The following is an 18467-nucleotide window of genomic DNA, read 5'->3' on the forward strand; positions in this document are numbered from 1 at the left end:
ACACCTCGGGGCGGAGGCCCGGGCACCGATCCTGCTCCACACCTCCAACAACACTCAGGAGAAAGTCGCATGGCACGTCTTGCCGGCGTCGACATCCCGCGCGACAAGCGCGTGGTGATCGCCCTCACGTACATCTACGGCGTTGGACGCACTCGCTCGAACGAGATCCTCGCCGCCACTGGCATCAGCCCCGAGATCCGCGTCAAGGACCTGAGCGACGACCAGCTCGTCGCGCTCCGTGACTACATCGAGGGCAACTACAAGGTCGAGGGTGATCTGCGCCGCGAGGTCGCCGCCGACATCCGTCGCAAGGTCGAGATCGGCTCGTACGAGGGTCTCCGCCACCGCCGCGGCCTCCCGGTCCGCGGTCAGCGCACCAAGACCAACGCGCGCACGCGCAAGGGTCCGAAGCGCACCGTCGCCGGCAAGAAGAAGGCCCGCTAAGCGCGGTTCGGTTTAGGAGAACAACATGGCTGCACCCAAGACCGCTGCGCGCAAGCCGCGCCGCAAGGAGAAGAAGAACATCGCCGTGGGCCAGGCCCACATCAAGTCGACGTTCAACAACACGATCGTCTCGATCACGGACCCGTCCGGCGCCGTCATCAGCTGGACCTCGGCCGGTGGCGTGGGCTTCAAGGGCTCGCGCAAGTCGACGCCGTACGCGGCCGGCATGGCGGCCGAGTCGGCCGCCCGCCAGGCCCAGGAGCACGGCGTCAAGAAGGTCGACGTCTTCGTGAAGGGCCCGGGCTCGGGCCGCGAGACCGCGATCCGCTCGCTGCAGGCCGCTGGCCTCGAGGTCGGTTCGATCCAGGACGTTACGCCGCAGGCGCACAACGGCTGCCGCCCGCCCAAGCGCCGCCGCGTCTGACGTGATCCCCGCCGGGGAGCCAGGCTCTCGCAGCCCTGGCCCCCCGGCGTCTCGTCGTCCCACGGCCGCGCGTCCCTGAGACACGGCGCGTCCGTCCGAGAACAACTCAAGACCTCATCCACGCAAGTGTCATATAGCGGGCACTTGATCGAAAGGAACAACCAGTGCTCATTGCACAGCGTCCCACCCTCACCGAGGAGAAGATCTCGGAGTTCCGCAGCCGGTTCGTCGTCGAGCCCCTCGAGCCCGGCTTCGGCTACACCATCGGGAACGCGCTCCGTCGCAGCCTCCTCTCGTCGATCCCCGGCGCGGCGGTGACCAGCATCCGCATCGACGGCGTGCTGCACGAGTTCAGCACCATTCCGGGCGTCAAGGAGGATGTCACCGAGATCATCCTCAACATCAAGCAGCTCGTGGTGTCGAGCGAGCGCGACGAGCCCATCACGGCTTACCTGCGCAAGACCGGCGCCGGCGAGGTCACGGCCGCCGACATCTCGGCCCCGGCCGGTGTCGAGGTGCACAACCCCGAGCTGGTCATCGCGACGCTCAACGACACCGCCAAGTTCGAGCTCGAGCTCACGATCGAGCGCGGCCGCGGCTACGTGTCGGCCGTGCAGAACCGCAACGAGTACGCCGAGGCCGGCCAGATCCCGGTCGACTCGATCTACTCGCCGGTGCTCAAGGTCAGCTACCGCGTCGAGGCCACGCGTGCCGGTGAGCGCACCGACTTCGACAAGCTCGTCCTGGACGTCGAGACCAAGCCGTCGATCGCCCCCCGCGACGCCGTCGCCTCGGCCGGCCGCACGCTGGTCGAGCTGTTCGGCCTGGCCCGCGAGCTGAACGTCGAGGCCGAGGGCATCGAGATCGGCCCGGCGCCGGTCGAGACCGTCCTCTCGAACGAGCTGTCGATGCCGATCGAGGACCTCGACCTGTCGGTCCGCTCGTACAACTGCCTCAAGCGCGAGGGGATCAACACGGTCAGCGAGCTCGTCGCCCTCTCGGAGACGCAGCTCATGAACATCCGCAACTTCGGACAGAAGTCGGTGGACGAGGTGCGCGACAAGCTCACCTCGCTCGGCCTGTCGCTCAAGGACTCGGTGCCCGGCTTCGACGGCACCGGCTTCTACGGCGGCTACGACGACGAGTCGCTCTGATCCGTTTCGACTTCTTTCCGACAACTGGAGTAACAAGAAATGCCTAAGCCCACGAAGGGTCCCCGCCTCGGAGGCGGCCCCGCCCACGAGCGTCTGCTTCTCGCGAACCTCGCGGCGGCTCTGTTCACGCACAAGTCGATCAAGACGACCGAGACCAAGGCCAAGCGCCTGCGTCCGCTCGCCGAGCGCCTGATCACGTTCGCGAAGCGCGGCGACCTGCACGCGCGTCGCCGCGTGCTCTCGGTCATCGGCGACAAGGAGGTCGTGCACACGCTGTTCGCCGAGATCGCGCCGCTCGTCGCGGAGCGTGAGGGCGGCTACACCCGCATCACCAAGGTCGGCAACCGCAAGGGCGACAACGCCCCCATGGCCGTGATCGAGCTCGTCCTCGAGCCCGTCTCGCCGAAGGTCAAGAAGGCCGCGCCGGCCGCCGAGAAGGCTCCCGTCGCCGAGGAGGCCCCGGCCGAGGAGGCCCCCGCCGAGGACACGACCGAGGTCGTGGAGGAGGCTCCGGCCGAGGAGACCACCGAGGCCGCTGCCGAGGAGACCGCCGAGGCTCCCGCGGAGGAGACCAAGTAAGTCCCTCTCCCACGAACGAAGGGCCCTGCCGTCCGGCAGGGCCCTTCGTCGTTCCCGGGCCCGCGCGGCGTCACCGGAGCGGCACATCCGAAGCGATCCGCGATTCCGAAGACCGATGGATCCGGATCCGCCTTCGGATGTGCGGATCCCTTCGGATACGTGCGCGATTAGGCTCGAAGGGTGACCGAGCCCCGCATGAACGTCGAGTCCTTCAACCTGGACCACCGCGCCGTCGCCGCGCCGTACCTGCGCGTCGCCGACCGCAAGGTGCTGCCGCACGGCGACGTGATCGTGAAGTACGACGTGCGCTTCGCGCAGCCGAACATCGCGCACCTCGAGATGCCGGCCATCCACTCGCTCGAGCACCTGTTCGCGGAGAAGAGCCGCAACCACTCCGACCGCGTGATCGACTTCTCGCCCATGGGCTGCCAGACGGGCTTCTACCTGATCCTGCAGGGCGACCACACGTTCGAGCAGGTGGAGGAGCTCGTGGCCGCGACGCTGCAGGACATCCTCGACGCCGACGAGGTGCCCGCCGCCAACGAGGTGCAGTGCGGCTGGGGCGCGAACCACACGCTCGAGGGCGCGCAGCAGGCCGCGCGAGCGTTCCTGGCCGAGCGCGGCCAGTGGGCGCAGGTCTTCGTGGGCGAGAGCCGGTGAGCGCCGGTTCCGTCGCGGTCGTCCTGGTCGCGATGGAGGAGGAGGCCGCGCCCTTCCTCGAGCAAGCGGGCGAGGTCAGCGAGCCGGTGGTCATCGGCCGCGCGGAGCACCGCGGCATCGTGGTCGAGGGCCGGACCCACGTGCTGGTGCGCACGGGCATCGGCATGGTGAACGCGGCCGACGCCGCCGCGGGTGCGCTCGGCCGATACGGGCGCGACGTGCACCTCGTGAGCGCCGGATCGGCCGGCGGGCTCGCGAAGGGCGTCCAGGTCGGCGACGTCGTCGTGAGCGATTCGCTGGTCAACGTGGGCGCCGACGCCCGTGCGTTCGGATACGCGCTCGGCCAGGTGCCCGGCATGCCCGTGGCCTACGACGGCGACCCCGCGCTGCGCCGGGCGATGCTGTCGGCGGCGGGCGACTTCACGGTGCGCGAGGGCTCGATCGGCTCCGGCGAGCGGTTCGTGACCGCAGAGCTCGCCGAGGAGCTGCGCCGCGACTTCCCGCACCTGCTCGCGGTCGACATGGAGTCGGCCGCGATCGCGCAGGTGGCGCACAACCACGGCGTGCGCTTCGTCTCCGTGCGCGCGGTCTCCGACCTGTGCGCGCCCGACGGCACGGAGTTCCTGACCCACATCGACGGCGCCGCCGAGCGCTCGGCGCGCGTCGTGCTGGGCGCGCTCGCGGCGCTCTGACGCGAGCCGGTGCCGCATAGGCTGGAGCCGTGCCCCGCATCCGCCTCGACATCGCCTACGACGGCACGCACTTCCGGGGCTGGGCCCGCCAGCCGGGCCTGCGCACCGTGCAGGGAGTGCTCGAAGGGGCTCTGGAGCGCATCATCGGGTCGCCGGTTACGCTGACCGTGGCGGGGCGCACCGACGCGGGAGTGCACGCCAGCGGCCAGGTCGCCCACACCGACCTGGACGACGCGCAGTGGGCGCGCGCCACCCAGCGCCGACGCGACAGCGTGCGTCAGGAGGACCCGGTCGCTCCGCTCGCCCGCCGCCTGACCGGCGTGCTGGGCCAGTACGCCGACGTGGCCGTCCTCCGCACGTCGAGTGCGCTCGAGGGGTTCGACGCGCGCTTCTCGGCGGTCTGGCGGCGATACGAGTACCGGGTGGCCGACGCCATCACGGGGTACGACCCGCTCGAGCGGCACCGCACGACGACCGTGCGGGCCGAGCTGGACGTCGAGGCGATGGACGCCGCGGCCCGCAGTCTGATCGGGCTCCACGACTTCGCCGCCTACTGCAAGCCGCGGCCTGAGTCGACCACGATCCGCACGCTGCTCGACTACAAATGGAGTCGAGACGACCTCGGTGTGCTGGTGGCCCACGTGCGGGCCGACGCGTTCTGCCACTCGATGGTGCGCGCCCTCGTGGGCGCATGCGTCGCGGCAGGCGAAGGCAAGCTGCTGCCCGAGCACCTCGTGGCGATCCGGGACGCGCGCCTGCGCACCAGCGAGTTCAAGGTGCTGGCGGCGCGGGGCCTCACACTGACCGAGGTCGGCTACCCGGCCGACGACCTGCTCGCCTCTCGCGCGGAGCAGACCCGGCGTCGGAGGGACGACGAATAACCTCGTCAACCCCAGGGGGCGCGCAGACCGCCGAGCGTAGGGTGGAGCCGACATGAGGGTGATCTCGTACAACCTGCGCAAGCATGCCGCGGCCCACGAGCTCGAGGAGTTGGTGGACCGGTGGGAGGCCGACGTCCTGTGCCTCCAGGAGGCCGACACAGCGCACCTGCCGTCCCATCTCCCGGGACTGACGCTCGCGCGCGCGACCGCGAAGAACCGCCTCGGCCTGGCGCTCTACTACCGCGAGAACATGTTCCAGCTCCAGGATGTCGTGAGCCTGTCGCTCAAGAAGTCGCTCCACGACATCCTGCTCCGGCCCGCGCACGAGCGCGTGCTCGCCGCGCGGCTGCGCGACATCGACGCGGGACGCGACGTGGTGATCGCGTCCTTCCACGCCGCGCCGCTGACGGCGCTGAACTCGCTGCGCCGCCACCAGATCCGCACCGCGTTGACCGAGCTGAGCAAGCTGGGGGACGGGCTGCCGGTGCTCATGGTCGGCGACTACAACTACCCGGTGTTCAAGGAGCGCCTCGGTGAGCACATCCGGGGTCACGGGCACGACCTCACGCTCAGCGACGCGCGCACCTACACGCGCTACCGCTTCTTCAAGGGGCACTACGACTTCGCGACATCGATCGGCCTCGACGTCGGCAAGGTGACCACGCTGCCGCAGGGCGCGTCGGATCACCTGCCGATCCTGGTCACGGCGACCTACCGGAACTGAGGCGCGCCGCTCAGCCGAACAGCGAGTCGACGATCTCGCCGATCACGCCACCGTCCGACTCGGGCTCGTCAGGCGAGTCGCTGGGCCGCGGGGTCGACGTCGGCGTGCGCGCGTCGTCGCCGCTCGCGGGGGCCTCCGCGGTCGAGCTGGGGCTCGGCGCTGGAGCCGGCGCGGTCGCCGACGGCGGGGCGGATCCGGTCGGCGACGGCTGGGCGACCGGCGGAGCGCTGGGGGCGGGCTGCGCGGGCTGGACGGGGGCGGCTTCCTCAAGGGGCGCCTCGGGAGCGGACGCCGCGTCGGCGGCCGGCGGGGCGGCCGGCTGTGACGGCGAGGCGACCGGGCTCGGGCTCGGTGTGGCGGTGGGGCGAGGCGTCGCGCCGATCACGGTGGGCGACGCGAGCGGCTCGGGCGTGGAGACGGCGCGCGCGGCGGCCGGCGCCTCGGAGGCCCATGCCCACAGCGCCGTCGTGGCGCCGCCGCCGAGGAGGAGGAGCGCGAGCGCGCCGCCGAGGATCGGCCCGCGTGCTCGCCGCGGCTGAGGAGCCTGGACGGGCTCGGTGGGCTGCGGCAGGACGGAGTCCTCGTGCCGGCCGTACCGGGGCAGGGGAGCGGTCGGAGCGGAGTCCCCGGCAGGCTCCGGCGCGGGGCGCTGCTGCCCGCGGCGCATGGGGCCGGGGTTCGCGCGCGCGATGTCGCCGGGCGAGGTCGCGTCCGCGAACTGCATCGCGAACGACGCGTCCGTGGTCGGCCGCGCCTTCGGCGTCGCCGGGCCGATCGGCTGGTCATGATCGTCGTCGGCGAAGAGCTCGTCGAGTCCGCTCATCCTGTCATCACCTCTCCGTCTGCCCCCGCCGCGGAACCATACCGGGTCAGCCTGAAGGGGCGCGGATCGCACCGTCACATTCGTCTGCTAGGGAGGATGGACGAGAACGGCCGTGGCGGCGGGCTCAGCCCTGGGTGTCGGTTCCGCCCAGTCCGGGCGGCAGGATGACGCCGCCTCCGCCGCCTGGCTGCTCGTCGGTCGGCGGTTCGCTGGGCTCGGTGGTCGGCTCGGGCTCGGTCGTGGGTTCCGGCTCCGTCGTGGGCTCGGGCTCCGTCGTCGGCTCGGGTTCCGTGGTGGCGGGCGGCGCGACCGGGTCCACCGGCGCCTCGTACGCGGGCGGCTCCTGGGCCAGTTCCTCCAGGCGCGCCTGTTCGTCGCGCAGGGCCCCGACGGCGGCGAGGAAGGCCGCGATCGCGTCGGGTCCGTCCACGCCGGTGGCGGAGGCTGCGGTGTCCAGGGCGTCGTGGAGCGCCGCGCCGACGAGCGGTGCGGCGTCATGGGTCGAGGCGGCGACATCCGGGAACGTGTCGGTGAGCGCCTTGACGGACGCCAGGGCCGTCTCCGAGACGCCGGTCAGCCGGCGGTCGATCTCCTCGATCGCCGTGAGGATCTCATCCACGAGCGCGCTCTGGTGCGCCACGGTCTCGAGCCCGTCGGAGAGCTGCGCGGGCGTGGCGACGCCCGCGATCTCGAGCTCGAAGGGCTCCGGCAACGCGACCGCGTCGACGGCCGAGGCCTCGCGCTTCAGCGCGGTGGCCGCATCGCGTGCCGCCGCGACCAGCGCCGGATCGAGAACCTCCTCGGCGCCGCGGAGCGCCGTGCCGGCGCGATCGGCGAACTGGGAGGCGGCCGCGGAGGCGTCCAGCAGCGCCTGATGCTTCTGGGACAGCTGGGTGGTGGCCGACGCGAGCTCGGACTGCGCCTGCTCAAGGGCGTCGGCCTGCGCCTGGTTCGCCGCGGTGGCCGCGAGCTGCGACGTTGCGGACTCCTGCGCCTGAAGGGTCATCGCGGTCACCGCTGCGCCGGTGCCGACGAGCGCGACGACGAGCGCACCGCCGAGGAGGACGGCGCGCGGCGGAACGCGCCGGAGCACGGCGAGCGCCGCGGCCGATCGCCGTGCAGTGGGCCCGGAGTCGACGCCAGGCGGGGTCGGCGCCGCGGCTCCGCGATCCGATGCTCCGTCGGGCGAGACGAACAGGGAGTCGAGGCGCGTCGTCGCGGCGGCCGCGCTCGGTGCGTCGGCCGAAGCAGGCTGCCGGCGCGGCTGTCCGTCGAAGAGCGACTCGAGCGGGGCCCCCGACGGGGAGTGCTCCTGCTTCGCGGCCGGCCGGACCGCGCGCTTCTCACCCTCGAAGAGGGAGTCCAACCCGCTCACGGCGTCAGCCCCAGTTCGCGCCGCCGTCGGCCGAGCGGCCCACGACGTCGCCGGCCCACACGACGACCGTTCCGTCGCCGCCGGCGGCGAGGGCCACGTCACCGGGTGCGAACTCCGCGGGCAGGCAGGCGCCGGGGGAAGCGATGGCGCCGTCCGTGAGTGCGGCGACCTGCACGCCCGCGCACTGGGCGGCTGCGCCGTCGATCATCACGCGGAAGCCGTCCGCGGCGGCGTGGACGGTCAGGGCCCCGGGTGCGGGGACAGGAGCAGACCACGTGGCGGCGTTGTCGGCCGTCGTGACGACCGTGGCGTCGTCGCACAGCGCGATCGCGGTGGTGTCGAAGGCGGACAGCGCGAGAGCGGTGCAGGGCAGGGGAACATCGCCCGCAGGGGCGTGCACGGTCGTCGGAGCACCCGGGTTGAAGTACCAGGAGCCGCCGACGAGGTCGGCGGCCTGCTCCCACGCCGCGCCCTCGCTGAAGGACCACATGCCGCTCGGGGCGCACGTCGCGTCGAGCGTGATCGCCTGCCCGATGTCGCCCGACAGCAGCCTCAGCACCTGCGACGCGCCGGCGGCGCTCGTGTCACCCGGGGTCCAGGTGGCGCCGGCGTCGGTGCTGAACTCGACGGTAGGGGCGCTGCCGCCGCATTCACCGGACGTCGACCGGATGAGCGTGCCCGTGGTGAGCTGCGTGAGATGACGGGTCGGAGCGACGGCTGCCGGGGCCTCGGGCTCGGCGGACGGAGTCGCGGAGGTGGTCGGCTCCGGCGATTCGGTGGGCGTCCTCGTCTCCGAGGGGGATTCAGCCGCGGGCGGCGTGCCCCGATGCTGCGTGAGAGCGAGCGCAGACAGCACCAGCACGACGGCGCCGAGCAGCCCGACTCCCACGAATGTCCACGTTCGGGACAATGTGCCCAGACTCTGGCGGAGTCTCATGCCGATCCCGCATCCGCGGCGCGGCGCAGCAGGGCCACGGTCGTCGCAACCGCGGGTGAGAGGTGCTGTGCGGACTGCTCGAACACGTCATCCGATCGGCGGTACGGGTCGATCACATCGTCGCCGTCCTCGGTCGCGGCCGGCGGCACCGTGCCGCGCGAGAACCCGATCTCCTCGACGGCCAGCCGCATCCGCTCGGCCGCGTCCGGCTCGTCGCGGACGAGGTCGTCGATCGTCTCGGCGGGCACCGCCTCGGCGATGCGGGCGAACTCGCGGATCGTGAACGTGTAGCGCGAGGCGCGGGGGACGAGTTCGACGATCTGGCGGCGGTGCTCACGAGCCATCCCCAGCACCAGATCCGCCTCCCGGATCATGTCGGCGGTGATCTGCCGCGCCCGGTGCGTCTCGGGCGTCAGAACTCCGAGGCCGCGGGCGATGCGCAGCGACTGGGTGGGCATGCCCTCGTCGACCAGGGCTCCGGTGCCCGCGCTGGCGACGGCGACCGGCAGGCCCTGGAGGCCCAGGGCGAGCAGCTGCTCGCCGAGCGGCGAGCGGCACACATTGCCCGTGCACACCGTCAGGATCGTGAACGTCCCCATCGCCGTCTACCTCTTGCCGGCGGTGCTGCGCCGGGCGGCCTGCTCGCCCTCGCGTCGCGACTCCAGCACGCTGTCATCGATTGGGTTGTTCTGGCCGTAGCCGTACTCGCCGTAGCCGTAGCTGTCGGGGCCCTTGGTCGGCAGCTTCGTCACCACCACGCCGAGAAGCTCGGCGCCTGCGGTCTCCAGCGTGCGGACGGCAGCCTGCAGAGCGGCCTTCTTGGTCTGGCCCGAAGCGGCGGCGAGGATGACGCCCTTCGTCTTCTTGCTGACGACCGCGGCATCGGTGACGAGAAGCAGCGGCGGGGCGTCGATCAGCACGTAGTCGAAGTGCTCGCCCAGCATCTCCAGCAGGCGATCCATGGCCGTCGACCCGAGCAGCTCGCTCGGGTTCGGCGGCACCTTGCCTGCGGGCAGCACGTACAGCTGAGTGCGGCCCCAGCGCTGCAGCGCGTCGACCAGCTCGACCTTGCCGATGAGCACGTCGGTCATGCCCACGCCGCCCTCGATGCCCATGTACGTCGCGAGCTTGGGCAGGCGCAGATCGCCGTCGAGCAACGCGACGCGGGCGCCGGTCTCGGCCAGGGAGATCGCGAGGTTCGCCGTCGTGGTCGACTTGCCCTCGCTGGGGCCGGCGCTCGAGACGACGAACGCGCGCGATCCTTCGCCGACCTGCAGGAACTGCAGGTTGGTGCGGAGCGTGCGGAACGACTCGGCGCGCGGGTTGCGCGGGTCGGCGTGCACGATGAGCGGGCGCGAGCTCGCCTCCGGGTCGTACGCGATGCCGCCGAGCAGCGGCTTGTCGGTGATCTGCTCGATGTCGTGCAGCGAGTGGATGCGCGTGTCGAGCATGCTCCGGAGGAACGCGTAGCCGAGGCCGACCACGATGCCCACCAGGAGTCCTGCGACCAGGTTGACGGGCACGCGCGGGCTCACCGGTGCACCGGGCACCTGCGCAGGCTGCACCGTCTTCAGCTGAACGGGGCTCGACTCGCCCTCGCCCGTGGGAGCCTCGAGCTCGGTGGTCACGACCTGGATGAAGCTCTCGCCGACCGCGTTGGCGATGTCGGCTGCCAGCTGAGCCTCGTTGGCGCTCGCGGTGATGTTCAGCAGAACCGAGTTCGTGGGCGACGTGGCCGTGACGCGGCCGGTGAGCTGGCCCACCGGGATGCCCAGCTGCTGCGACGCCGGCTCGAGCACGATGGCGGTCTTCACGACGTCGACGTAGCTCGTCACGATCTGCCGCGCGAACGTGCTGCCCTGAACGAGGTCCCCCGTGGCGGCATCATTGGATCGCACCGAGACGAACAGCTGTGTCGACGACTGATACACCGGCGTGGCGAGCAGAGAGGCGGTGGCGCCGAGGCCGAGACCGAGCAGCGCGGTCACGACGATGACGATCCAGCTCTTGTGAAGGATCCGGATGATGTCTTGTAGGGTCACGTGCTCTCCTGGTCGCGTGGGCATACCGATTCTTGCATGGCCGCGCAACGCGCCCGGATCGAGCCCCCGGATCCTCTGCTGGGGACGCGTCCGCGGGCTGTTCTGCCCGCTTTCCCGGGGCCCGCCCGACCGGGCTCGTAACCGCTCACTGTTAGCATGGCGCACGTCCCACCCGGGTGCCGTCGGCGGCTCGCGCCGCACCAGCACCTGGTCTAGTGGACGATTTGCGTCGCAGGGTCCGCGCGCGAGAGACCAGAAGATCGAGCAACCGGGAGGCGCTCCTCATGGCGAGTCGGTTCGACGTGCGTCGCCTCGCGGGCATGCTGTTCGCGACGTGGTATCGGCTCCGGGCGGCGGGACGAGTGGCCGGGGCGTCTTTCATCGTGCGCAGCCCGAGTCTGTTCCGTGTGGAGGCCGGCGGGTCCATCCGATTCGGCGAGGGCGTGATGATCGAGCACGGCGCGCGCATCGTCGTCAGGGACCGTCTGGTGATCGGCGACGGCGTCTACATCGGCAAGAACTCGACGATCGTGGCGTTCGCACCTCTTCACATCGGTGCGCGGACGCTGTTCGGTGAGAACGTCTCGGTGCACACCGAGGACCACGGCCCCGCGGGGCGGCGGGACGAGTTCGCGACGAGCGAGGTCCGGATCGGCGAGGACAGCTGGCTGGGTGCCGGCACGGTGGTGCTCCGGGGAGCGCGGATCGGCGACCGGACGACGATCGGTGCGAACTCGGTGGTTCGCGGAGACATCCCCGACGACGTGCTCGCCGCCGGCGCCCCCGCCGTCGTCAAGCGGAATCTCCGATGAGGCCCGCGAAACCGACCACGGAGCGGCGGGGAAGCATCCTGCTGCGGCAGCTGGAACCGCTCGCGCTCGTCGTGAGCGTGGCCATCGGCGCCGCGTTCATCCTCTATCGCGAGCAGTTCGTCCCCGCGCACTTCCGGTTCGACTCCGACAAGATCCAGGAGGGTGCGCAGGGTCGCGTCTACGACGACAGCACCTTCGACACCGTCAGCGCGATCTATCGCTTCCTCGGGCTCGCGGACGCCCCGGACATCGCGGGCCTTCTCGGCTATGCGCTGTTCGTCGTCACTCTGCTCGTCGCGGTGAACCGCTCCAAGGGATCCCCGTCGCTCTATCGCGTCGCCGTTCTGTCGATCGCGGCGGTGCTCGGCGGTGTGTACCTCGGCGGCTACTCGAAGGACGCGTTCGTCCTCCTCATCGTGCTCGCGCTGCTCATCGCCGGGCCCCACCTGCTCTGGGACATCGCGATCCTCGCCATCATGGTCTGGTACGGGCTCAACTTCCGGCAGTACTGGCTGCTCGTCGCGCTCGGGTACGTGGCGTTCCGCCTGCTCCAACGGCGTCCCATGCGCGTGAGATGGCTGCTGTTCTGGCTGATCGTCGGCATCGCGATCGTGAGCCTCGGGTTCTGGCTCGTCTTCGACATCGCCCCCGACATGTATCGGACCCGGGCGAACGAGACCCGGTCCGAGATCGCATCCGCCACGGTCATCGAGCCCTTCATCGAAGGCGCTCAGCCCTTCGCGGGGATCGCGAACAACATCCTGACCGTGGGCGCGCTGTTCGTGCCGCTGCCGCTCGCCCTGAAGGGCGAGGTCTACTACGTCGCGATCGCCGCGATGCTCGTGACCGTGTGGGTCGGCTTCCTCCGGTCGGCGAGTCGCTTCGGCCGCACCGTGGACAGCGTCTCGCCGCACAACATACTGACGATCCGCGCCGTCTCGCTCGTCCTTGCGTTCGTCATGGTCCAGTCGCTGTTCGAGCCGGACTACGGCTCGGCCCTGCGGCACCTGGTGCCCCTGCTCCCGCTGATGATCGCCGTGGGCACGGTGCGCTTCGCGCCCGTCGGCGAGCCGGCGGAGTCGAAGGACGTCGAGTTCGCAGGAGGGAAGAGCTGATGCGCGTTCTGCATGTCACCGAGGCGATGGGCGGGGGGATCATCGCCGTGCTCCGCTCGCATGTCCGACGTCAGCTGGAGCTCGGGGCCGACGCCGTCGTCGCGTACACCCGCCGGCCCGACACCCCGCATGCGGACGACCTCGGGCGGCGGCTCGAAGGCGCCGAGCTGATCGAGCTCGGGGCCGGTGCGGGGCGGCGGGATCTGGTGCACCTCGCGCGATTCATCCGCGAGGCCTCGGCCAGCGGCGACTATGACGCGATCCACCTGCATTCCTCGTTCGCCGGGGCGGTCGGCCGCCTCGTGGCGAAGGGGGCGACGCCCACGTTCTACTCACCGCACGGGTTCGCCTTCCTCCGCGAGAACACCTCACGCGCGTCCCGGTTCGCGACGAAGCTCGCGGAACGCGTCCTGGCGAGGCGCAGCGAGCTGATCCTGACCAGCCGGACGGAGTTCGAGCTCGCGCGCGAGGTGCTGAAGGCGAAGCGCGCGCACCTGGTGGATACGGGCGTCGCGCGGGAGGAGGCCGAGTCCTGGGGCCCGGCCGGAGCCGTGCACGACCGCCCGATCGTCGCGATGGTGGGTCGCGTCGTCTACCAGAAGGCTCCCTGGCGGTTCGCGGCCGTGGCACGGGAGCTCGCCCACCTCGCCGACTTCGTCTGGTACGGCGTGGCTCCGGACGATCCGGTCGACGAATGGATCGGCGACGCCCCCGTGCGGCTGGTCGGGTGGATGTCGCCGGACGAGCTGGATGCCGAGCTGGCCAAGGTGGACATCCTCCTGTTCCCTTCCCTGTGGGAGGGCATGCCGTATGCGCTCATGATGGCGCAGGTGCGGGGGATCCCCGCGGTCGTGTCGGATGTCGTCGGCAACCGCGACGCGGTGGTCCACGACCGCACGGGCATCGTCGCGTCCGATGATCAGGGCCTGCGTGACGGCGTGGAGCGGCTGCTGACGGACGAGGCGCTGCGTCAGCGCATGGCCGCCGAGGCGCGTGCCTCGGGTCTCGAGCGCCTGACCGATGCCCGGCTCGGGGTTCAGAGCCTCGCGATCTATCGGGGAGAGGCCTGATGGCGCGCGCGCTCGTGGTCGGCGGCAACGGCTTCATCGGCGCTCACCTCGTCGACCAGCTGGCGCGCGACGGCTGGGACGTGGAGGCGTTCGACCGGTTCTCGAGCGGCCCCCGCTACACGGCTCGCAACGTGCGTCAGGTGGTGGGCACGTTCTCCAGCGGCGACGAGATCCGGCACGCGATCACGGGCCAGGATCTTGTGGTCCACAGCCTGTCCGCGACGACGCCGGCCAAGACGCTCGGCGGTCCGCAGGCGGACGTCGAGGCCAACCTGCTCCCGACTCTTCACATGCTCGGCCAGTGCGTGGCCACCGGCGTCGGGCGGGTGATCTTCGTCTCGTCCGGCGGCACGGTGTACGGCTCGGTCGATCGCGCCGCGCATGAGGAGGACGCGCTGCTGCCCATCTCGCCGTACGGCATCGGCAAGGCGGCGATCGAGCGCTACCTGGCGTACTACGGCGTCGAGCACGGCCTGTCGTCGGTCGTGCTGAGGGTCGCCAACCCGTACGGGCTCCGGACAGACAGATCGCTTCCGGGATTCGGGCTGGTCAGCGCGCTTCTGCGAGCCGCCGAGGCGGGTTCCTCGGTGATGCAGCTGGGCGACGGGACGATGGTGCGCGACTACATCCACATCGACGACCTGACGCGGATGGTCGCCGCCATCGTGGCTGATCGCGAATTCACCGGCGCGGTCAACATCGGAAGCGGCGGCGGGGCGACTGTGGCGGCGATCATCGACACCGTGCGCAAGGTCACGGGAGCCGAGCTGCCTGTCGAATCGCGCCCGGTTCCTCCCTCGTTCGTCGAGCACATCGTCCTCGACCTGGGGCGGTACGTCGAACGCTTCGGCACGCCGGAACTGGCCACTCTGGAGGCCGGTATCGCACAGACGTGGAAGGACTGGCGTCAATGACGGATCTGAAGGTGCTCGTGCTCCACTGGGGCGCCAACGGCGGTGGGCCGCGCTTCAGCCAGCGCATGGCCTCCGGGCTGGCGCAGGTTCCCGGGGTGGAGGTGCACATCGCCTACTCTGCGTACGCGGACAACGCGAGCGACTGGGAGTCGCTCGCCCTGCCGTCGCACGTCGTGGACACCTACCGCTCGATGCGAGAGCTGGTGCTGGGGGTGCCCCGCTGGTTCGCGGCCGTGCGCTCCCTGCGCCGCTACATCCTCGACAATGACATCGACGTCGTCTTCTCCGGGATGCTCAGCCTGTGGCAGTCGCTGGCGATGCCGTTCACCGTGCCTCGTGGGGTCAAGTACGTGTCCTCGATCCATGACGCGGTGGAGCACAAGGGAGAGCAGCGCCGGATCGTCGCACTGGCGCGCAAGCGGGACATCTCGCGCGCGGATCTCGTCGCGGCCTACTCTGAGCATTCCGCCGTCGAACTGCGTCGCCAGGTCCGCGGGCGGAGGGTGACCTCTCTGCCGCTGGGTGCCGACACGGTGGATGCCCCCGTCCGCGACGTCCCGTCGGAGCCGTTGAAGCTCGGCTTCTTCGGCCGCATCGTGGAGTACAAGGGCGTCGATCTGTTCGCAGAGACCGTGCTGGAGCTCGACCGGCGGGGCCGCGCGGTGCGCGGCATCGTGGCGGGCAACGGCGAGGCGGATCCGGAACTCGTGCGACGCACGGAGCACCTCATCGACTGGCAGGTGCGCTGGATCGACGAGCGCGAGATCCCTGAGATCTTCGCGGGGTTCGACATCCTGATGCTCCCCTACAAGGAGGCGAGCCAGTCGGGCGTCGTGACCAATGCGGCGACGTTCGGCGTCCCGGTCGCGGCGACGCCCGTCGGCGCGCTGCCGCAGCAGGTCGAGGAGTTCGGCATCGGCGAGGTGTCGGAGCGGGTCGAAGCAGCGTCGCTCGCGGACGCGGTCGAGCGGCTGGTGGATGAGCCAGGGCGCTATGAGGCGGCGTCGCGCTCCGCGCTCGAGAAGGTGGAGTCGACCTACTCGTGGCGAGCCTTCGGGGAGACCCTCACCGCAGAGCTCCGAACGCTCTTCGGCCGGGGCGCAGAGGGAGCGCGCTCATGACGGTGACCCGGGAGCGCCAGGTGATCGCGGCTCAGGGGCGCCTGGCGGGACTGGAAGGCCTGCGAGGCATCGCGGCACTCGGGGTCCTCGTGGGTCACGCGGGGCCCCGCTTCGGACCGGCGAGCGGCGGCGGGATCGTCGGCGAGGCCTTCGACTACGGCCGAATGGGGCTCGTGCTGTTCTTCGCCCTGTCCGGCTTCCTGCTGTACCGCCCCTTCGCTGCCGCGATCATGGGCGACCGACCCGCGCCTGACATCCGTCGGTACACGCGCAGCCGGTTCTTCCGGATCTGGCCCGGATATCTCGCGATCTTCGCGCTCGTCGCGTGGGTGTTCGGCGTCGCCAGTCTGGGTGCCGAGCAGCAGGGCGGCAAGTTCGGCGCACAGCCGTTCGGGTACATGACGGACCCCGGCATGATCGTCGCCAACCTCTTCATGGCGCAGACGCTGTTCCCGGACACCCTGCGCACCGGGATCAGCGTGGCCTGGTCTCTCACGGTCGAGCTGGTGTTCTACATCGTGATGCCGATCATCGCCGTGGCCGTGTTGAGCGTCCGCCGCGGGCGTCCCGGAACCGTGGGGGGCGCCCTGATCGCCCCCGCCCTGCTCCTCGTGATCGGGTTCGCCGGCAAGTCGTGGTTCCACCTCGTGACGGAGCCGGCGAACGCCGCCGAGGCGCAGGCCATGGCCTGGGGCGCCAACTGGACCTCGGTGCTGGCGCGCAGCTTCCTGTACCACGCAGATCTGTTCGCCTGGGGCATGGTCGCCGCCGTGATCTGCAACCTCATCGCAGCCGGGCGGATCTCCGCAGTCGCGGGAGCGCGGCTCCGGTGGATCGGCCTGGCCGTCGGCGTCGCCGCGGTGCTCGTCGGCCGCATCGTGGACACGACGGACTCGGGCATCGCCGTTCTCGCGGCGGCGCTCGTCCTCTTCGTGGCGGCGCCTCGCTCCGACGGCGGCGTGCCGCGCGTGGCGCGGACTCTGGAGACCTGGCCGTTCGTGCAGGCGGGTCTCATCTCCTACAGCGTGTATCTCTGGCACATGCCGGTCATCGCCTTCCTCGAGAGGGCCGGCTTCCCGCGTCAGGAGGGACTCGCGGGGTGGCTCGGGATGGTCGCGCTGGTGTTCGCGATCACTGTCGGCCTCTCCTTCGCGACCTATCACCTCGTGGAGAAGCCCGCGATGCGATTCGGCAAGGCGCGTACGCCGCGGGTGGCGGATCCGGCGGTATCCCGCGGGCCCGCCGCGTGAGCCGTTCTCTCGCCTCGGCGGGGGCGCGGGGAGGCGTCTTCTCCCTCGCCGGCCAGGCGGCGACCCTCCTCGTCAAGCTGACGACGATCGTCGTTCTCGCGCGACTCATCGCGCCCGAGGAGTTCGGCGTGGCCGCGATCGCGACCACGATCGCGACGTACGTGATGAGCCTGATGCCGCTCGGCCTCACCCTCGCGGTGGTGCAGGCGCCTCAGGTCTCCCAGGCAGCGCGGTCGACGCTGTTCCTCGTCAACGTCGCGCTCGGCGTCCTCGGCGCCGCAGCGGTCCTCGCGCTGTCGTTCGTCCTGCCCCAGGTCTACGGACTGCCCGAGCTGCACCCGCTTCTCGCGTGGCTCGCGCTCGGTCCCCTCTTCGCGTCGCTCTCATGCCAGTCTCAGGCCCAGCTTCTGCGCGATTTCCAGTTCGCGCGGATCATCGCCGCCGAGATCCTCTCCCAGGTCCTGGCCCTCGCGGTCACGATCGCCGTCGCCGCCGCGGGGCACGGAACCGCCGCCTTGGCGGTGCAGGTGCTGCTCCAGATCGGACTGCAGAGCGCGATGATCGTCGTCCTCGCAAGATGGCGGCCAGGACGCCCCGCGCGCTGGCGAGGGGAGGTGGCCGCGCTGGTGAACGAAGGCGTGCGCATCTTCGGGATGAACGCGCTCGCGTCGGGGTCTCATGCCGCGATCGTGCCCGCACTCGGAGTGGTCACGGCGCCCGCTCCTCTCGGACAGTTCGACAGGGCGCAGCAGATCATCTTCATGCCCGTCACGCTCGCGGTCGACCAGCTGCAGCGGATCGCAGTGCCCGTGCTGTCCCGGTTGCGCGATTCTCCCGAGCGGTTCGCCGCGTACTCGAGCCGGGCTCAGCTGCTCCTCGCCTATCCGTCTGCCGCGCTGTTCCTCGTCGTATCCGCGCTCGCCCCGCAGCTCGTCGCCGTCGCTCTCGGCCCGGGATGGGAGCTCGCCGGCGAGATCGTGCGCATCCTCGCCATCGGCGCGGTCTTCCGCACCGCCGCCCAGTCGACGCGCTGGGGCCTGATCGCGTCCGGCCGGTCCAAGGAGGGACTGGTGATGACGGCGTGGGTTCAGGTCGCAGTCCTGCTCGTCACCCTTGCGGGCCTGCCGGGGGGCGTGATCGGAGTGGCGATCGGCAACACGGTCGCCTGGGCGCTCGCGTGGCCGGTGAGCGTCGTGCTGTCCGCGCGCGCGATAGGCATCCCGTGGGCGCCGCAGGTCGTCGTCACCCTCAGAGGAGTGGCGGTGTCGGGAGCGGCCGCCGCGAGCGCATGGGCGACGACTCTCATGGCGCTGCCCGACATCATCACGCTCCTGGTCGGGGCGGCCGCAGCCGTCGTCACGATCGCCGTCGCGGCGGTGATCCCCGCCGTGAAGCGGGACTTCGCGGCTCTCGCAGACACCGTGAGGCGCGCCCGATGAGCGCCGAGCAC

At 71.0% G+C, this 18467-nt stretch carries 20 protein-coding genes; 15 read left to right on the forward strand and 5 right to left on the reverse strand.

Translation table 11 applies throughout. The annotated features are described in order from the left end of the window. Positions 1 to 69: 69 nt before the first annotated feature. From rpsM to ACYVGN_RS12720, 8 genes are all read left to right on the forward strand, one after another. A complete protein-coding gene (gene rpsM, locus ACYVGN_RS12685; protein WP_055992202.1) occupies positions 70 to 444 on the forward strand; it encodes a 30S ribosomal protein S13 in 375 nt (124 codons plus the stop codon). 25 nt (positions 445 to 469) lie between these two features. Then, positions 470 to 868 (forward strand): 30S ribosomal protein S11, encoded by a 399-nt coding sequence (gene rpsK / locus ACYVGN_RS12690; protein ID WP_055992206.1) that lies wholly within the window; start codon positions 470 to 472, stop codon positions 866 to 868. A gap of 164 nt (positions 869 to 1032) precedes the next feature. Next, positions 1033 to 2022 (forward strand): DNA-directed RNA polymerase subunit alpha, encoded by a 990-nt coding sequence (locus tag ACYVGN_RS12695; RefSeq protein ID WP_055992209.1) that lies wholly within the window; start codon positions 1033 to 1035, stop codon positions 2020 to 2022. 39 nt (positions 2023 to 2061) lie between these two features. Further along, on the forward strand, positions 2062 to 2601 hold the full coding sequence (gene rplQ, locus ACYVGN_RS12700; RefSeq protein ID WP_460791170.1) for a 50S ribosomal protein L17: 540 nt from the start codon (positions 2062 to 2064) through the stop codon (positions 2599 to 2601). 180 nt (positions 2602 to 2781) lie between these two features. Further along, positions 2782 to 3261: an S-ribosylhomocysteine lyase gene (locus ACYVGN_RS12705; protein WP_460791171.1), complete on the forward strand. Its 480-nt coding sequence runs from the start codon at positions 2782 to 2784 to the stop codon at positions 3259 to 3261. Further along, the gene (gene mtnN, locus ACYVGN_RS12710) at positions 3258 to 3953 is read left to right on the forward strand and encodes a 5'-methylthioadenosine/S-adenosylhomocysteine nucleosidase (protein WP_460791173.1); all 696 of its coding nucleotides are present in this window, start codon (positions 3258 to 3260) and stop codon (positions 3951 to 3953) included. Before ACYVGN_RS12705 ends, mtnN begins: the two co-directional genes overlap by 4 nt. A 29-nt stretch (positions 3954 to 3982) precedes the next feature. Next, entirely contained in the window at positions 3983 to 4834 is an 852-nt protein-coding gene (locus tag ACYVGN_RS12715) for a tRNA pseudouridine synthase A (RefSeq protein WP_460791175.1), read from the forward strand. A gap of 52 nt (positions 4835 to 4886) precedes the next feature. Beyond that, positions 4887 to 5558: an endonuclease/exonuclease/phosphatase family protein gene (locus ACYVGN_RS12720; protein ID WP_460791177.1), complete on the forward strand. Its 672-nt coding sequence runs from the start codon at positions 4887 to 4889 to the stop codon at positions 5556 to 5558. Between the two features lie 10 nt (positions 5559 to 5568). Here the strand turns inward: ACYVGN_RS12720 and ACYVGN_RS12725 are convergent, their stop codons facing one another. The 5 genes from ACYVGN_RS12725 to ACYVGN_RS12745 form a co-directional block, all read right to left on the reverse strand. Beyond that, positions 5569 to 6381, reverse strand: coding sequence for a hypothetical protein (locus ACYVGN_RS12725; protein WP_460791179.1), 813 nt, complete (start codon positions 6379 to 6381; stop codon positions 5569 to 5571). Positions 6382 to 6505: 124 nt separating this feature from the next. After that, positions 6506 to 7756: a hypothetical protein gene (locus ACYVGN_RS12730; protein ID WP_460791180.1), complete on the reverse strand. Its 1251-nt coding sequence runs from the start codon at positions 7754 to 7756 to the stop codon at positions 6506 to 6508. A 4-nt stretch (positions 7757 to 7760) separates the two neighbouring features. Beyond that, positions 7761 to 8645: a hypothetical protein gene (locus ACYVGN_RS12735; protein ID WP_460791182.1), complete on the reverse strand. Its 885-nt coding sequence runs from the start codon at positions 8643 to 8645 to the stop codon at positions 7761 to 7763. Positions 8646 to 8689: 44 nt separating this feature from the next. Continuing rightward, a complete protein-coding gene (locus ACYVGN_RS12740) occupies positions 8690 to 9292 on the reverse strand; it encodes an arsenate reductase/protein-tyrosine-phosphatase family protein (RefSeq protein ID WP_055992229.1) in 603 nt (200 codons plus the stop codon). Between the two features lie 6 nt (positions 9293 to 9298). Next, complete coding sequence (locus ACYVGN_RS12745) at positions 9299 to 10735, reverse strand: tyrosine-protein kinase domain-containing protein (RefSeq protein WP_460791184.1); 1437 nt, start codon at positions 10733 to 10735, stop codon at positions 9299 to 9301. 284 nt (positions 10736 to 11019) lie between these two features. On the opposite strand from ACYVGN_RS12745, the gene ACYVGN_RS12750 reads away from it, so the two are divergent. The 7 genes from ACYVGN_RS12750 to ACYVGN_RS12780 are packed head-to-tail and all read left to right on the forward strand — an operon-like array spanning position 11020 to position 18456. After that, positions 11020 to 11547 (forward strand): acyltransferase, encoded by a 528-nt coding sequence (locus ACYVGN_RS12750; protein WP_460791186.1) that lies wholly within the window; start codon positions 11020 to 11022, stop codon positions 11545 to 11547. Continuing rightward, a complete protein-coding gene (locus ACYVGN_RS12755) occupies positions 11544 to 12662 on the forward strand; it encodes a hypothetical protein (RefSeq protein ID WP_460791188.1) in 1119 nt (372 codons plus the stop codon). Before ACYVGN_RS12750 ends, ACYVGN_RS12755 begins: the two co-directional genes overlap by 4 nt. Next, complete coding sequence (locus ACYVGN_RS12760) at positions 12662 to 13732, forward strand: glycosyltransferase (RefSeq protein ID WP_460791190.1); 1071 nt, start codon at positions 12662 to 12664, stop codon at positions 13730 to 13732. The genes ACYVGN_RS12755 and ACYVGN_RS12760 overlap by 1 nt, the downstream gene beginning before the upstream one ends. After that, the gene (locus ACYVGN_RS12765; protein ID WP_460791192.1) at positions 13732 to 14646 is read left to right on the forward strand and encodes an NAD-dependent epimerase/dehydratase family protein; all 915 of its coding nucleotides are present in this window, start codon (positions 13732 to 13734) and stop codon (positions 14644 to 14646) included. The genes ACYVGN_RS12760 and ACYVGN_RS12765 overlap by 1 nt, the downstream gene beginning before the upstream one ends. Continuing rightward, positions 14643 to 15767 (forward strand): glycosyltransferase family 4 protein, encoded by a 1125-nt coding sequence (locus tag ACYVGN_RS12770; protein WP_460791193.1) that lies wholly within the window; start codon positions 14643 to 14645, stop codon positions 15765 to 15767. Before ACYVGN_RS12765 ends, ACYVGN_RS12770 begins: the two co-directional genes overlap by 4 nt. Beyond that, complete coding sequence (locus ACYVGN_RS12775; protein ID WP_460791195.1) at positions 15764 to 17017, forward strand: acyltransferase family protein; 1254 nt, start codon at positions 15764 to 15766, stop codon at positions 17015 to 17017. Before ACYVGN_RS12770 ends, ACYVGN_RS12775 begins: the two co-directional genes overlap by 4 nt. Beyond that, a complete protein-coding gene (locus ACYVGN_RS12780) occupies positions 17014 to 18456 on the forward strand; it encodes an oligosaccharide flippase family protein (protein ID WP_460791196.1) in 1443 nt (480 codons plus the stop codon). The genes ACYVGN_RS12775 and ACYVGN_RS12780 overlap by 4 nt, the downstream gene beginning before the upstream one ends. The last annotated feature ends 11 nt before the right edge of the window (positions 18457 to 18467 follow it).

Source organism: Microbacterium lacusdiani (genome assembly GCF_054779895.1).